Raw genomic sequence first — 15,384 nt, 5'->3', positions numbered from 1 at the left:
AAAGAAATTTACTAATGCTTTAAAGAAAGGTATAGTAACCTCAGTTCGATGTAAGAATAATTATTATTCTCTGCACGCTCGATGTCATCCCTGCGAAGGCAGGCATCTAAAAATGTTTAAGCACTTAATCCTTGCTACTTCTTTAGACCCCTGCCTACGCAGGGGTGACATCCCCCACAATAGAGATGATACTGGGTCTAGTATTAACTTGTTACATCGAACTGAGGTTATAGTAACAAATCCTAGGCTTAATGGGGTTAAAATATTAAAAAAATATTTTCCAGAACTTAAAGCAGATGGAGATGATCGGTTATACCCAAGCAGCATTTATGAAAATAATGTAGCACTAGTCAACTCTTAAATCTATGGCTTTTTTACATTTTAATTAATATACTAAAAATAATTTGCTGAGATTGATATTTCTTACGCAGTTGACAATTATATTGCAGTACTACTTTAGTATTCTGCTTCTCTACAACAAGACTAGTACCTAGATTATAAGATATTCTAGGTTGTGTTGGTACGATAATGTGCTGCACATTATTACTGCCAACCTGAGAGATATTTACTTTATGACCTTTGCTGTTTAAAGAGTACATTATAGAACCACTTAATTCCGGTGTTATAGTCATGGATTCAGATAAATGTTTAGGTGAAAATACAACTCTTGTACCAAGTATACCAGCAAATATATTTTGCAACTTATTACTAACTGCTACAGTTGGTGTATCAGTACTAATTATATCTAGATATTGATCATATCTTATGCCAATATTTGGTATAAGAGTAAATTTCTTGTTAGTAGGTATGTTGTAATTTAGTATTGTTTCAATATGAAAACTATTATTCTTAAACTTATTAATTAAATTGCTATTAGACAAAGAATTGACAAATTTATGAATAATATAATTACGAGACATTGAAAACACCCCTTGTAGCAAGAAACGATCGCTCAAATTCTTTTGACCATAGAGCGAGATGATATGATTCTTAATAAAAGCTTTATCAGCATTTTTGTTAGTTCTGTATTTAAATATAGAACTTAAGTTGCTGTAAGCTATACCAATTAAGCTTGTATCTAGTTCAGCATTAAAACCAATAGTAGCACCATAACTATGATTATTATAACCGATAATATTTTGTAAAGAACCTTGTTTACTAGTGCCATATAGAATATCAATCCATAAACCTTTCTGTATTCTATCCTCTTCATCACCAGCTGCTATGACAACTTGGAATAGTTTATTCAGTCTTGCAACCAATCCTCGGTGTACTATTTCATGTACCACTGATGATATTACTGTGCCAGTTGGAATATTATTGCTACTAGTGTCCTCAACAAGAGGATCTTTAGTACTATCTTCTTCCTGATAAGTTGGTGATTCTATTGTGTTACTAGTGTCCTCAACAAGAGGATCTTTAGTGCTATCTTCTTCCTGATAAGTTGGTGATTTTACTGTGTTACTAGTGTCCTCAATAAGAGGATCTTTAGTGCTATCTTCTTCCTGATAAGTTGGTGATTTTGCTGTGTTACTAGTGTCCTCAATAAGAGGATTTTTAGTGCTATCTTCTTCCTGATAAGTTGGTGATTTTGCTGTGTTACTAGTGTCCTCAATAAGAGGATCTTTAGTGCTATCTTCTTCCTGATAAGCTGGTGATTTTACTGTGTTACTAGTGTCCTCAATAAGAGGATCTTTAGTGCTATCTTCTTCCTGATAAGTTAGTGATTTTACTGTGTTACTAGTGTCCTCAACAAGAGTATCTTTAGTACTACTGGATTTCTGAGAACTCAGTGATTCATTTGGCGCTTCAACTACTGGAGGTGCTATCATATTAACATTGGATGCCTGTGATGTTTTCTCTCTAAGTTCAGTGCCTTGGATAGGCTCTAAATTAGATACATCATTGATACTAGTATAATCAACGTCAGGGGCAGCAGATCTCTTTGATCTCTTTAGAAGTTCTACTTCTGCTAGTGATTTGGGCAATGGATCTAGACTCGAATCTTCATGTACATTTACCGTACTACTTGCAGGTTGAGGTTTCAAGTCTCCTTCAAATTCCCTATTAGAAGCGAGTTTTGAAAGGGAGATATTACTAGATTCCTGATTTGGTATTAATTCATTTATTATTGGAGGTGCTATCGTATTAACATTAGATGCCTGTGATGTTTGCTTTATAGGTTCAGTGTCCTGGCTAATCGCTGATCTAGTTGGAATATTAGAGTATAAATTTGTTTGCGTTAATATTTCCTGTTTACTTTTACTTAGTAAGGGTTCTGTTACCAAATTATCAGATATATCACTGATCTTGTTACTAGAGTAATCAACAGGAAGATTTTTAGTGCTAGTGGATTTATGGGAGGCTAGTGATTCATTTGGTATTTCAAGCGATTTAACATTGGGGGGTTGTGATATTAGCTTTATAGGTTCAGTGTCCTGGCTAATCGCTGATCTAGTTGGAATATTAGAGTATAAATTTGTTTGCGTTAATATTTCCTGTTTACTTTTACTTAGTAAGGGTTCTGTTACCAAATTATCAGATATATCACTGATCTTGTTACTAGAGTAATCAACAGGAAGATTTTTAGTGCTAGTGGATTTATGGGAGGCTAGTGATTCATTTGGTGTTTCAAGCGATTTATTGGGGGGTTGTGATATTAGCTTTATAGGTTCAGTGTCTTTGATAATCGCTGATCCGATTGGAAGATTAGAGTCTAAATTTGTTTGTGTTAATATTTTCTGATTACTTTTACTTAGTAAGGGTTCTATTACCGAATTATCAGATATATCACTGACCCTGTTACTAGAGTAATCAACAGGAAGATTTTTAGTGCTAGTGGATTTATGGGAAGCTAGTGATTCATTTGGTGTTTCAAGCGATTTATTGGGGGGTTGTGATATTAGCTTTATAGGTTCAGTGTCTTGGCTAATCGCTGATTTAGTTGGAATATTAGAATATAAATTTGTTTGCGTTAATATTTCCTGTTTACTGTTACTTAGTAATGGTTCTATTACCAAATTATCAGATACATCACTATTCGTGCTGATAGTATAATCAACAGAATGATCTTTACTGCTAATGGATTTCTGAGAGGTCACTGATTCAATCTTCTTTTTTGTTACTTCTAAATCTAGCCTTACTATATCAGTGTGGGCATGTAAGTCATATATATCTTTTGCTGTATTAACAATCTCTTTACTCAGGTTCTTCACTATTTTGCCCTTAATAATCTTTGCTTCTACACTTCTTGCAGACTGTTGTTTGTTTAAGCTTTCTACAGATGAAGTTAAAGCATTATACGTCAATTCGGGATAAGGATTAGTAAAAATGCTTTAGCTATAACTAATACAAGATTTTGGATATGTATAAATTGCATTTCTGTGAATTCATACATTAATTGCTCTTCGTAGTGTATATATGTCTGCTATTTTTACTAATCCTTATCCCGAATTAACGTGTAAAGTAATTATTTGTTTAAATTCTATGGTGAAAAATAATAAAATTTATGAATACTAATCTACTTTTTTTCTTGACTAGCAAGACGGTAGATTCCCGCCTACGCGGGAATGACATTAACCCTAGCAAGGGCGAGTAGGGGTGACATAATGGCGGCAGGGAGGACATCGTGCTGATGATTATTTTATTCTGTTAACCGATGCCGGTGAGAAGAAATCACCTTGCATATTATCGACTTTTAAGTTGATTAAAAAATTGGCTATTTCACCATTTTCAACAAATTCTGCTACAGTTTGAACACCTAAATTTTCAGAAATTTTAATTAATCGTTTAATGAAATCTTGACTTTGTATATCGCTAGTAATGTTACGTACATAACTACCATCAATTTTAATAATATCTATTGGTAGATTTTGTAATTGTTTAAATGAAGTAAACCCAGCTCCAAAATCATCCAAAGCAAATTTACAACTAAATTTTCTTAATCTGTGCATAAAGGATTTTATTTGTTGGTAATGCTGATTAAGGGTAGTCTCAGTAATCTCAATAATTAATCTTCCTGAAACATCATATGTTTGTAATAGTTTTTCTGCTATCTCTAGGAGAGAAACATCTAATATACCAATATTTGAAATGTTAACTGCAAGCACTAAGCTAGGGTTAGCATCTAGTTCTTTGATTGCCATTTCTAGCACTATTTGATCTATTATAAAAATTAAACCTTTCTTTTCAGCTTCTGGAATTATTGCTCCTACAGAAAATAGATTGTTATTTGTGTCAGGAATCCTTAGTAAACATTCATAGTAATGAATTTTCATTGTTTTACGGTCAATAACTGGCTGATAAGCAAAAACCATTGATTTGTTTAATAAAGCTTTTCTTAAGAGATTCAGCTGCTTATTGGACTCTTTAACACACTCTATATTATAATATTTATGGTCATACTCACGATAATAACTTTGGTCACCTTGATAAGAAACTAGCCAATTTAATAGATTATATACTTCTTCAGCTTTATTGGTAAATTTGGGAAACTCTATGCTAGCGCTACTGCAATTCATATAAACTGCAGGTAATAGATCATCGACATAAAGTTGAGATAATAAATGTATTTTTAGGACAACTTCCTTAGCTAGATTTTGGTCTAGTGTGGGTAAAACCAACAATATTCTATCATGCTCAATTTGTTTATAAACTGATATAGAAGGAGCAGTAATTAATTTATTACAAACTTCAGAAATAATTTTATTAAGTTTGTCAATTATATAAATATCTCCTCCCATCATAGCATTCAATTCGTCGTAATTTAATAACTTAAAAGAGATACAATACCCATGCCCTGCTTTATTAAGTTCAGATTGCAAATTTCTAATTTTTGTATCTAATTTTGCCATAACCAACTAAATATAATATTTACTAAATACTAAAATCCCAGTAGAATTGATACAAGTAAAAGTTTTATATATATATAACTATGACCAAAATAAATAGAATAAAAAGAAAACTAGATGTGTTAAAACCACATTATTGCGAAATAGTTGACGAAAGTTACAAGCACGCTAGCCATAATGGTGGTATTACTGAAAGTCATCTTAAGATCAAAATTTTTGCAGCAGCTTTTATAGGAAAAAGTTTGCTAGAACAACATAAAATAATTAACAATCTTTTAGCAGATGAACTAGCTAGTGGAATACACGCATTATCAATTGATACGAAAAACCCCCTCTCACCTACTGATTAATAAACTCTTCTTTTTTTCTTGACAATCGATTATATTACGTAAGAATGGACAAGGTTTATTCAAATAAACTTTTACTCGATCTTGAAATAAATTTATTATGCCTAATATGTGTAATTGGAACAAAAATTTACCTATTCTAATTCTTGTTATTTTAGCTTGTGTAATGTGGTATATACCAGCCCCTGAAGGGCTTGATGTTAAAGTATGGCATCTTTCTATTATATTTATTACCACTATTGTGGCTATAATTCTTAATCCTTTACCTATGGGGGCTATAGCCTTATTTAGCATACTCTGTTGTGTTCTGACCCAAACCCTTTCCTTAGAACAAAGTCTATCCGGGTTTAGTCATAGCATTATATGGCTGGTGCTGTTTGCTTTTTTTATTGCTCAGGGTTTTATAAAAACAGGCTTTGGGGAGCGGATAGCTTATCACATCATTCTACTTGTCGGACAAAGTACCCTTGGTCTTTCATATGCTTTGGTAATTGTTGATTTTATACTCGCACCTTTTATTCCTAGTGTATGTGCTAGGGGAGGAGGGATAATTTTTCCTATCGCTCAGTCACTCTGTACCGCTTACTCTGATAAAACAAATTACGAAACATCCGTTTCAAACGGCGGATTTCTCATGAAAGTAGTCTTTCAATCAAATGTGATAACTAGTGCTATGTTTATTACCTCTATGGCCGCTAATCCTTTAGCTGTTAAGTTCGCAGCTGATGCTGGGATTATAATTTCATGGAGTGACTGGGCAATAGCAGCTATAGTGCCAGGCGTGATTTCTCTTGCTGTCATGCCTCTTATTCTTTATTACTTACATCCCCCCTCAATTAAATACGATCCATCTGCTATACAAATAGCTAGGGCAAAATTGCAAGAAATAGGTGATATATCATTGCAAGAGATTATTATGCTAATAACTTTTGTAATTCTAATTTTTTTATGGATGCTTGGCAGCAAATGGGGATTATCAGCTACTACAGTCGCACTGTTGGGCGTATGTATTTTATTATTATGCAAAATAATTAAGTTTGAAGATATTCTTGCAGATAAAGGTGCATGGCATACCTTTATTTGGTATGGCACTTTAGTTATGATTTCAAGTTTTTTGTCTGATTTCGGTTTAATATCATGGGTTAGTGATAAACTTAGAGATAATTTATTATGTTTTTTCTCTCCAATGATTGGTATAATTATACTTTCTGTAATATATTTTTATATACATTACTTTTTTGCCAGTACTACAACCCATATTGCTATACTTTTTCCTACTTTTCTAGCGTTATTTATGCATGCTAGAATGCCTGGTTTACTATCTGCATTGCTACTTAGTTTTTTATCAATATTATCTTCGGGTCTTACTCATTATGGACTTAGTAGTGCTCCAATATATTTTGAGACAGGATATATGAAGATCAGAACATGGTGGTATCTTGGTTTAGTTTTGAGTCTAGTATATGGCATTATATGGATTTTTATAGGAGGTATGTGGTGGAAAACACTAGGTTTGTGGTAGAATTGCTACTAGAATATATAGCAATCATTGCTGAATAATTTTATTTATTATAGAATTAGTCTTTAATCTTGTATAATTTGCTGTTAGACTCTCTTTTAAGATTAAATATGATAGGAGTCTAATACCAATGGGTATATATTATGACAGATGACAAAAAAGAATCTACGCCGTTTGAAAACCTTGAAAGTTCTGAGATAGATAGTACTACAATTGTGCCTAAAGAGATAGAAATAGCTAATACGTTAGACAATCAAACAGTGCAACCCAAGCAAAGAAAAGCAAAGCTTTCCAAAAGCTTTGATGATATGGAGCTTGAACGTGAAAATAAGTTAAAACGTACTCCCTCTCAAAAATCTGTAAAAAGTAAAGATGATTTATATATAATTGAGCAAGAGAAAAGTGAAAAATTAAAATCGCTTAAAACAAATGAAGTTAAAATTTCAGATGAATTTGCAAAATCTTTAGAACAGGAAAGTATAGAACTAAAGAAGGAATCAAGAATTAAACGATTTTTAAATAAAGTTAAATCTGTTTGGAATTGGACAAAGAGTACTAGGGCTTTCAAGGGGATAAAATGGCTGTTAGATACAAAATTGGCTAAAAATTTGGCTAAGGTACTATTTGGTAGTGCTATAGGTCGTGCTGTTACAATTGCATTTGCAATAGTAACACTAGCCGGGGCCTCCCCTCCAGTAGGCTTGGCTGCGGCTACAATAGCGTTAATGGCAGTAACTAGTGAAATAATAGTTGATGTCATCAAAACAAGAAAGCTCCGTAAACTTGCACAAGAAAATGACCTATTGATGCAAAATCGAGGGGACATGGACAAGCAACAATACTTATTACTACTCGATCCCAAATTAGCCAAGGCATTGGAAAATAAATTACATGTCCCAAATAACCACGTTCCAAATGGTAAAGGTAAATATTACCACTATGTAGATCCCAAAGTAGAAATGGTATTTAGTGCAAGCAAATTCATAGTTGATAATATTCAAAATGCCGCTAGTTTAGCGTCTGACATAAGTGCTGCTATTAGTGGCAATCCTGTTAAGATTCTTGCAGCGGTAAAAAGTGGTGCACTTTCAGCTGTCTCTATGATTGGCTCAGGCGTAGCTGAAAAGGACTCAGCTAACCTTACTACAGCATTTAAAATCAATATTAATGATGAACTCCGTAAGGATGATGTTGCCCATTATCGGAATTTACGAGAGCTACGTGAGGTCGCCCAAAAACAACATATCCAAACTGCAACTTTGGCTGAATTAATGCAAGATAAAGATTATTTTAAGTTAACCGATGAGCAAAAACAAAATAAATTTGATATATATCAACAAGCTTTAACTGAACTGATGTTTGACAAAAATTATAACAAGTTAACCGATGAGCAAAAACGAGCTACACTTCATACAACAGTCAATAAGCTTGAAGAAAAACCTAATGAAAAAGCAACTGAACCTGAAACTAAAGAAAAGAACAAAAGTAATAATATACTGACAGCAGCTGCAAAAGGTACACTAAGCATTTTAAAAGATCTAGCTAGGACACATGATCCTTTTTATCAACAACCTAAGGTAATAAGGGATTATAGCCCGTTAACGAAAGCTATGGAGGCTGCTAAGAAATCTGCTAAGGAGATCGTAACACCTGAGGTTATAGCACAGTTACGAAAAAGTAAATCTGTACCAAATTTATCACAAGAAGAAGGTCGCTTTCTTCATCGGAAGAAACTGCAGAGAAGTAATTCTATAGATAACCATAATCAACATTCAATGTGACTCACCTATCATTACTATTACCCACATCTTTGGACTCGTAGTAAGTTACCTACTCCCCCTATCGTTCTTATTTACTGCTGGTTTTACTGGAGGAGTACTAGGTGGTGAAGTAATAGATGAAGTACTAGAACGCAAAGGTTTATGATTATCATGCTTTGCTAAACTATGCCTTAGTCTTTTTGCCTTGGATACTTCTCTGCTCACTTTTTGTTCTTCTTTTAATAATTTTACTTTCTTTTGTGCCTGTATTACTGGTGCTAATATTTCTTGTCTTCTCTGCTTGAACTCCTGTAGATTTTGTTGTTTGGGAGATGGAGTATCCTGATTTTGTGAATTGTTCAAGAGTTCTTTAACAATATCAACAACCTTATCTATAATCTTTGCAAACCAGCTTTTTTCCGGCTTTATATCATCCAAAATAGCGTTTTCCTTTGGAACATCGTATCGTCTATTATTATTGTTAATTTCCGGTGGCTTAGATGGTTTCTGCTCCTGTACCCTACGAGAATTAGTTGCTAAATTATTATTCCTTGGGCGTGGGGCTACTTTACCTATTGGTTTTGTTGACTGAAGTATTTTTTTCTCATCTTCTTTTAATTTTTTCAATGTTTCTCGCAAATCGTTTACAGTTGGAATTGGACCTTCCACAGTTGGAGTTGGTGCAGAATTCTTTAATGTTTCTTCCTTAGGTCTTGTGTCTTTTAGAGCCTTAAGTCTAGCTTCTATTTCGTGATCTTTTCGTTTGCCTAATTCAGCATATTTATTATCTAAATTAACTTCAGATTGCATTTCCTCTATCAACTTATCTACTTCCGAAGAAGGAACAGAACCACCCATTCTATCTAATGAGTCATTAATCATATCTGTCATCATCTCGGATTCAAACAATTTCTTATCTAACTCGCCAAGTGTTTTCTCAAATTTTTCATCAATATTTTGTATTTTCTTACTCAAATCATTAGATTTTTTCTTGGACATATGAAACTAACCCACTATTTAAATACATGAGTTATTATAGTTTATTCTATTAGATACTACTAATAATTTTATCAAATATATATTTTTTTAGGGTCTTTGCTTGTAAGATTGTTACTTTTGTGATATAAGTTATATGCTATAATTAGGGCTTATTTCCTATGCAACTAGATCTTGCCCCTCCCCAACTATCAAATAAGCAGTTACTTGCATTCTTTGCAATGATAGTAGGAATGTTTATGGCAGTGTTGGATATTCAAATTATTGCCAGTTCTTTATCAGTCATTGCAGCGGGTCTTTCTGCTTCTAGTGATGAATTATCTTGGGTTCAAACATCATATCTTATAGCAGAAGTGATTATAATACCAATAACCGGTTTTACAGCCAAGCTTCTCTCCACTAGAATTTCTTATTTTATTGCTGCTCTTGGTTTTACCGTTATGAGTATTCTATGTTCGCTAGCCAGCAACATAGAAACAATGATTATTTTTAGAGCTTTACAAGGATTTTTTGGTGGAGCAATGATACCAACTGTCTTTAGTACAGTATTTATAATTTTTCCTGCCTCAAAACGCCCAATAGTTACTGTGATAGTAGGATTAGTCGTAACAATAGCCCCAACACTTGGACCAACGCTGGGTGGTTACATTACTGAAAACTTATCTTGGCATTTTATGTTTTTACTCAATGTAATACCTGGTATTTTTGTTTGTGTAGTCGTATATTTATACGCTGATTTTGATCAACCTAATTACAATTTGCTTAAGAATTTTGATTTTGTTGGCATTATTTTACTGACTGTTACTCTTGCTTCTTTGCAATATGTTTTAGAAGAAGGAAATAAGAAAGGCTGGATAGAAGATAATTTGATATTATTCCTTATCATACTAATTGTTGTTGGATTTATTATGTTAGTTATTAGAGAACTGACCTTTATTAATCCAATCTTAGATCTAACAACTTTTGCTAACAAAAATTTTACTTTTGGTTGTATCTACTCTTTTGTCATAGGTATAGGGCTATATGGTGCAGTCTATTTATTACCTTTATTTTTATTTACAATAGCTGGTTTTAATACTGTGCAAATTGGTTTTACTATGATGGTTACTGGTATGGCACAATTTCTGTCAGCTCCACTTGCAGGAAAAATGCTTGGCTCTGGACTAGATTTAAGAATTATGCTGGCTATCGGTCTTGCTATGTTTAGTTTAGGTTGCTACCTAAATAGTTTTTTAACAGCAGATGCTAAATTTGCCGAGTTTTTTTTACCACAATTTATTAGGGGACTGGCGATGATGTTTTGCTTTTTACCTACTAATAATATTGCTTTAGATAGCATGAGTAAAGATAAAGTAGGGAATGCTAGTGGGTTATATAATCTTACTCGTAATCTTGGAGGAGCTGTTGGTCTTACGGTTATTAGCCTACTTCTTACAGATAAAACTAAGATTTTTAGCCAATATTTAAATGAAAATATTTCTTCCACTTCACCCTCTATTCTAATGAAATTACAATTTCTAGGACAATTATTGGATGGTAAAGTGGTTGATCCGGAAAAGGCTTCATATTTTTTGTTAGCCAGTAATATAAATAAGGAAGCATTTGTAATCGCGATAAATAGCATTTTTGGTATTATAAGTGCATTATTTTTTGTGGTAATGATCTTTCTACCGTTTACATCAACTGTTAAAGGCGGAGGAAAGTATGATGCACACTAAAATCTTTACTTTAATTATTTTGTTATTGCTGTTGTTTGGTCTAACAGGAGTACCTACTGATATTTTTGCATTGTTGGTTTCCTTGATTATCCCCAGTATAGCTTATCTTGTGGCAATAAAGCTCAATTTGATCCCTGATAGGATATATTTAAATTATCGTTCTATATTATATTTTATTTGGTTAATTAAAGAAATAGTTGTATCTAGCTTAGGAGTAATGAAGATTATATGGCGTAAAAATCTTAATCTACAGCCAGTCTTTGAGTGGATTAATTCAAAACAAAAAAACGATACAAGTCTTGTAATATATGGTAATTCTATTACCCTTACACCAGGAACTGTAACACTTAATATATCAAATAGTATGTTATTAGTTCATGCTCTAGAACAATCATCAATCGACAATCTAAAATTTGGTAATTTTACTATGAGTAAAAGAGTTCAGCACATTTCAAAGAACGACTGAAAGGCTAATAGATAAGGGGGAGAGTACTCAATATACGTTAATTCGGGATAAGGATTAGTAAAAATGCTTTAGCTATAACTAATACAAGATTTTGGATATGTATAAATTGCATTTCTGTGAATTCATACATTAATTGCTCTTAGTAGTGTATATATGTCTGCTATTTTTACTAATCCTTATCCCGAATTAACGTAATATGACATCGCTTTTAACTAATCTCAACTATCGATGTAATAAATTAATAGTAGGCTCAAGTAATCGTCGCCATTAGGGGTGATGTTACCCCTGATTCTCCTTCGGATGTCACCCCTGCGAAAGCAGGGGTCTAAGATGTTAAATAGTCTTCTATGCTATTTTTTTAGCCCCCTGCCTACGCAGGGGTGACATCCCACAACTTTCGACAGTGTGGGTGACATCCGAAGGGGCAGGAATGACACCCTAGGCTATTAAACCGATGTCTTACATCGAATTGAGGTTATGTTATAAATATCGGTCATTTTAGAATGTTATTAATAGATGTTAAGTAAAAAATGACTTGATATACCAAAAATTAATAATTTAATTATTGACAGGGAACAGCAATTTTTATTAAAATTGCAAGTTGAAGTAGCTAAATTAATGCTAGAATAATGATGTGCCTTTTATGTTATACGAAAATCTTAATGATTTACACAAGATCACAGATAATATTAGTATTAAGTTGCATGAAAACTCTATAGTAGGGAAGATATCCTCTAGGTTAAAAGACCCTTGTTCTATCACAAAGAAGTTGATAAGAAAAAATGTTGGTTTTCACCGATTAACTGATACAATTGCCTCTAGGATTATAGTTGATAAGCAAGAAGACTGTTACAAAGTACTGGATATTCTTAATGATAACTATTGTATCTTTGATAAGGAAGACTATATTGCTAATCCTAAACCTAATGGTTATAGTTCCTTGCATGTCGTGGCTGCTGCTGGTATACTTAGACGTAATACAGAAATACAGATACGGACTAGAGATATGCACCATATAGCAGAATTTGGTACCGCTAATCATGATGAATATAAAAAGACTCAAGAAGCAAAAATAAAAGAAATATTTTCTCAAAAGGTACTTAATGTCGCTGCTATTCATACTGGACTAAATAACGCATATAAGCTCTTTAAACAGTTCAATTGGACTATGCTTGAACTAATGGCTTATGAGCAGGAAATTGAAATTCTTTGGCATAGTTTGCAAGATAACTTGTGTGAGATACGAAAACAATTTATAGGGGAATAAAAATATAAAATTAACTTTTATATTTAGTAACATATTTTATTATGCTAACTCCTATGTAAAATAAAGGAGTGCTACATATTACGTTAATTCGGGATAAGGATTAGTAAAAATAGCAGACATATATACACTACGAAGAGCAATTAATGTATGAATTCACAGAAATGCAATTTATACATATCCAAAATCTTGTATTAGTTATAGCTAAAGCATTTTTACTAATCCTTATCCCGAATTGACGTATATTGTGAAGAAAAGTTTAAATGAATAGCTGTTCACTATAAGTGACCACATACGATCTATTGGTAGCACTCCAAATATACTCATGAAGCTAATAACAATACAAGTATCTACAAATAGCGAAATTGCTGTACTGCCATTATTTCTAAGCCATAGCCATCTACCATAAGTGACTTTACGTATCCATAAATAGATTGTAATATCAATAAGTTGAGCAGTGTAACAGGCAATAATTGAACCTATGAAAGCAATACTATATAACCCAAAAACCTTATGAAAAGTTATATTATCGATTTTAGACCACTCTGTGGCATTTAACCTATCCATTATTGCTATAATTAATGTAACAATTATATTCATAGCTAGTGCAAGTTTAACACAGAAATTAGCTTTGCTTTTCCCATAAAATTCAGCAATTAAATCAGTAAGTAAAAATGTTAATGGGTATGTTATCGCACCTACAGAAAGTTCAAAAGTATAAAAAGGTAATATTGGTAAGAAAACAAACTTTTGATATATTAAATTACCTATTACAATGAGAATTGCAAATAATACGCATATAGTAATATAAATTTTTTCATCTATGGTCATGTTGTTGGAATCATAAATTAAGAATATTTTGAGTGAAAACTATAATTTAAAATAAATAAGTCTACCTAAAATTCAACTTATAAAATTATTTATATATGGTAAAGCTTGTTGTATTACATTATCATTCACCACGGTTTCACCATATAATTAATATTGTGACATTAATACAAAAATTTTACTTTTCTTGTATGTAGAATAATATAATTATTCTTTACTAAATGCACCAATATCTATATTAACTCATCTTAACTCTAAATATAATTTTTTTAAAGGTTACAACTATGCTCAAGAAAATTAAGGTACTTTGCATGGCTACTCTGATGGTTATAACACCAACTTTAACAATGGCAATTAGTGGTGAGGTTAGAAAAATTACTCCACCAAAATTAGACACTGCATATTTGGGACAAAAAATACTTTGTTATCGTCCAATGAGACATGGTTCTCCTAGAATGAGTGTAGAGGAAAAAGATAGTAAAATAATCGCTAATAACTATGGACATGGTGGTAGTGGTTGGACTCTTGGGCCTGGTTCTGCTGAGTACGTTAATGACTTACTTATAAACTCAAAATATGCAACTGATCTTACAAAAGATACGCCAATTACCATTATTGGAGCAGGCGTTTTGGGATTGTTTACAGCTTATGATTTAGAACAAAAAGGTTTTAAGAATATTACGATTGTTGCAGAAAAATTTGATGAACTGGCTTCTAATAATGCGGGTGGTTTACTTGCTCCAGTATCTATGGATAATGGTCAGAAAATACAGACAGTTCTTCAAAAAATAGAAATTGATGCTTATAAATTTTATGCGTCAATCGCTAAGAAACAACATCCACACTTTAAGGAGGGAGCTATCATTGTTCCAACTTATTTTAGAACTCGGGAAGAATCTGGTTTAGAGCCTTATGTTGGTAAAGTCATGAAGCCAGCAAAAGATGTGACAGTTGATTTTGACAATGGTACGACAAGGAAGATGATTGTATATGATGACGGTATTTTTATGGATACAGGCATACTTATGGCAGAACTTAACGAATATTTAAGAAGTAAAAATATTAAGTTTGTACAGAAAAAAGTTAACTCATTTGCTGAACTTGATGGAAAATTTATCTTCAATTGTACTGGGCTTGGTGCCAGTAAGCTTAATAATGATGAGAAATTGGTGTCAGTCCAAGGTCACTTGATTATGCTTAAAGATCAAAATCCTAAAGATATACAATATATGATTTTGACTCGTTGGGATGAAGGCAAAACTAAGTCTGGACAGAAAGTAGAACGTGATTTTTATATTTTCCCAAAACATATGCCCAATACTGGTGTTAATGATGTAGGAGTCATTGGTGGTACTTTTATTGAAGGTGCAACACCTGCAACACCTAATGACGAGGAATTTAGTATTATACTACAAAATGCTAAAGAATTTTATGGGATTAAATAAGTCCTGTAATTAAGGTTAGTTCATTAATCATGAATTTTATTAAATTCATTCTTTACTATTTTTAATAAACATTCTAATATTCTATTCATAGTAGCTTACTTTTTGTTTTTGTATTCTAACCTCAGTTCTATATAAGAATTATTAATTCTTATATAGAACTGGCTTTGTTATAAGGAAAAATGCACTCTTGA

12 protein-coding genes are annotated in these 15,384 nt (G+C 32.5%); 8 read left to right on the top strand and 4 right to left on the bottom strand.

Annotation, left to right across the window (positions count from 1 at the left end; genetic code table 11):
• Positions 1-112: 112 nt before the first annotated feature.
• Positions 113-361, top strand: a complete 249-nt coding sequence (locus tag ACN1AG_RS03630; protein ID WP_417905483.1) for a hypothetical protein — start codon at positions 113-115, stop codon at positions 359-361.
• A 13-nt stretch (positions 362-374) separates the two neighbouring features.
• On the opposite strand, the gene ACN1AG_RS03625 is transcribed toward ACN1AG_RS03630, so the two are convergent.
• Both ACN1AG_RS03625 and ACN1AG_RS03620 read right to left on the bottom strand, forming a co-directional pair.
• Positions 375-3,308, bottom strand: coding sequence for an autotransporter outer membrane beta-barrel domain-containing protein (locus tag ACN1AG_RS03625; RefSeq protein ID WP_417905482.1), 2,934 nt, complete (start codon positions 3,306-3,308; stop codon positions 375-377).
• Positions 3,309-3,638: 330 nt separating this feature from the next.
• Positions 3,639-4,853 carry an EAL domain-containing protein gene (locus ACN1AG_RS03620; protein ID WP_417905481.1) on the bottom strand — a complete coding sequence of 405 codons (1,215 nt, stop codon included), beginning with the start codon at positions 4,851-4,853 and terminating at the stop codon, positions 3,639-3,641.
• An 80-nt stretch (positions 4,854-4,933) separates the two neighbouring features.
• On the opposite strand from ACN1AG_RS03620, the gene ACN1AG_RS03615 reads away from it, so the two are divergent.
• From ACN1AG_RS03615 to ACN1AG_RS03605, 3 genes are all read left to right on the top strand, one after another.
• Positions 4,934-5,200 (top strand): BolA family protein, encoded by a 267-nt coding sequence (locus tag ACN1AG_RS03615; RefSeq protein WP_417905480.1) that lies wholly within the window; start codon positions 4,934-4,936, stop codon positions 5,198-5,200.
• A gap of 97 nt (positions 5,201-5,297) precedes the next feature.
• The gene (locus ACN1AG_RS03610; protein WP_417905479.1) at positions 5,298-6,719 is read left to right on the top strand and encodes a DASS family sodium-coupled anion symporter; all 1,422 of its coding nucleotides are present in this window, start codon (positions 5,298-5,300) and stop codon (positions 6,717-6,719) included.
• 140 nt (positions 6,720-6,859) lie between these two features.
• Positions 6,860-8,497 (top strand): hypothetical protein, encoded by a 1,638-nt coding sequence (locus ACN1AG_RS03605; RefSeq protein WP_417905478.1) that lies wholly within the window; start codon positions 6,860-6,862, stop codon positions 8,495-8,497.
• A 45-nt stretch (positions 8,498-8,542) separates the two neighbouring features.
• On the opposite strand, the gene ACN1AG_RS03600 is transcribed toward ACN1AG_RS03605, so the two are convergent.
• Entirely contained in the window at positions 8,543-9,475 is a 933-nt protein-coding gene (locus ACN1AG_RS03600) for a hypothetical protein (protein ID WP_417905477.1), read from the bottom strand.
• A 158-nt stretch (positions 9,476-9,633) separates the two neighbouring features.
• On the opposite strand from ACN1AG_RS03600, the gene ACN1AG_RS03595 reads away from it, so the two are divergent.
• From ACN1AG_RS03595 to ACN1AG_RS03585, 3 genes are all read left to right on the top strand, one after another.
• Complete coding sequence (locus ACN1AG_RS03595; protein ID WP_417905476.1) at positions 9,634-11,190, top strand: DHA2 family efflux MFS transporter permease subunit; 1,557 nt, start codon at positions 9,634-9,636, stop codon at positions 11,188-11,190.
• Positions 11,177-11,656, top strand: coding sequence for a Na+/H+ antiporter subunit E (locus ACN1AG_RS03590; RefSeq protein WP_417905475.1), 480 nt, complete (start codon positions 11,177-11,179; stop codon positions 11,654-11,656). Before ACN1AG_RS03595 ends, ACN1AG_RS03590 begins: the two co-directional genes overlap by 14 nt.
• 643 nt (positions 11,657-12,299) lie before the next feature.
• Positions 12,300-12,923 (top strand): bifunctional (p)ppGpp synthetase/guanosine-3',5'-bis(diphosphate) 3'-pyrophosphohydrolase, encoded by a 624-nt coding sequence (locus ACN1AG_RS03585; protein WP_417905474.1) that lies wholly within the window; start codon positions 12,300-12,302, stop codon positions 12,921-12,923.
• A 222-nt stretch (positions 12,924-13,145) separates the two neighbouring features.
• On the opposite strand, the gene ACN1AG_RS03580 is transcribed toward ACN1AG_RS03585, so the two are convergent.
• Positions 13,146-13,751 carry a queuosine precursor transporter gene (locus tag ACN1AG_RS03580; RefSeq protein WP_417905473.1) on the bottom strand — a complete coding sequence of 202 codons (606 nt, stop codon included), beginning with the start codon at positions 13,749-13,751 and terminating at the stop codon, positions 13,146-13,148.
• A 281-nt stretch (positions 13,752-14,032) separates the two neighbouring features.
• Here ACN1AG_RS03580 and ACN1AG_RS03575 point away from each other — a divergent pair, with 281 nt between their 5' ends.
• Positions 14,033-15,193 (top strand): FAD-dependent oxidoreductase, encoded by a 1,161-nt coding sequence (locus ACN1AG_RS03575; RefSeq protein WP_417905472.1) that lies wholly within the window; start codon positions 14,033-14,035, stop codon positions 15,191-15,193.
• The last annotated feature ends 191 nt before the right edge of the window (positions 15,194-15,384 follow it).

Origin of the sequence: Candidatus Tisiphia endosymbiont of Micropterix aruncella, from assembly GCF_965178575.1 — a bacterium.
In the GTDB taxonomy this organism is placed as follows: Bacteria; Pseudomonadota; Alphaproteobacteria; order Rickettsiales; family Rickettsiaceae; genus Tisiphia.
Note: the sequence above shows the minus strand (reverse complement) of the source record. Positions and strands in the feature narration are given on the sequence as shown.

Excerpts from the sequence above, each read along its gene's own strand:
- ACN1AG_RS03630 (WP_417905483.1), top strand. The coding sequence starts at position 113 with ATGTTTAAGCACTTAATCCTTGCTACTTCTTTAGACCCCTGCCTACGC.
- ACN1AG_RS03620 (WP_417905481.1), bottom strand. The coding sequence starts at position 4,853 with ATGGCAAAATTAGATACAAAAATTAGAAATTTGCAATCTGAACTTAAT.
- ACN1AG_RS03615 (WP_417905480.1), top strand. The coding sequence starts at position 4,934 with ATGACCAAAATAAATAGAATAAAAAGAAAACTAGATGTGTTAAAACCA.
- ACN1AG_RS03610 (WP_417905479.1), top strand. The coding sequence starts at position 5,298 with ATGCCTAATATGTGTAATTGGAACAAAAATTTACCTATTCTAATTCTT.
- ACN1AG_RS03605 (WP_417905478.1), top strand. The coding sequence starts at position 6,860 with ATGACAGATGACAAAAAAGAATCTACGCCGTTTGAAAACCTTGAAAGT.
- ACN1AG_RS03600 (WP_417905477.1), bottom strand. The coding sequence starts at position 9,475 with ATGTCCAAGAAAAAATCTAATGATTTGAGTAAGAAAATACAAAATATT.
- ACN1AG_RS03595 (WP_417905476.1), top strand. The coding sequence starts at position 9,634 with ATGCAACTAGATCTTGCCCCTCCCCAACTATCAAATAAGCAGTTACTT.
- ACN1AG_RS03590 (WP_417905475.1), top strand. The coding sequence starts at position 11,177 with ATGATGCACACTAAAATCTTTACTTTAATTATTTTGTTATTGCTGTTG.
- ACN1AG_RS03585 (WP_417905474.1), top strand. The coding sequence starts at position 12,300 with ATGTTATACGAAAATCTTAATGATTTACACAAGATCACAGATAATATT.
- ACN1AG_RS03580 (WP_417905473.1), bottom strand. The coding sequence starts at position 13,751 with ATGACCATAGATGAAAAAATTTATATTACTATATGCGTATTATTTGCA.
- ACN1AG_RS03575 (WP_417905472.1), top strand. The coding sequence starts at position 14,033 with ATGCTCAAGAAAATTAAGGTACTTTGCATGGCTACTCTGATGGTTATA.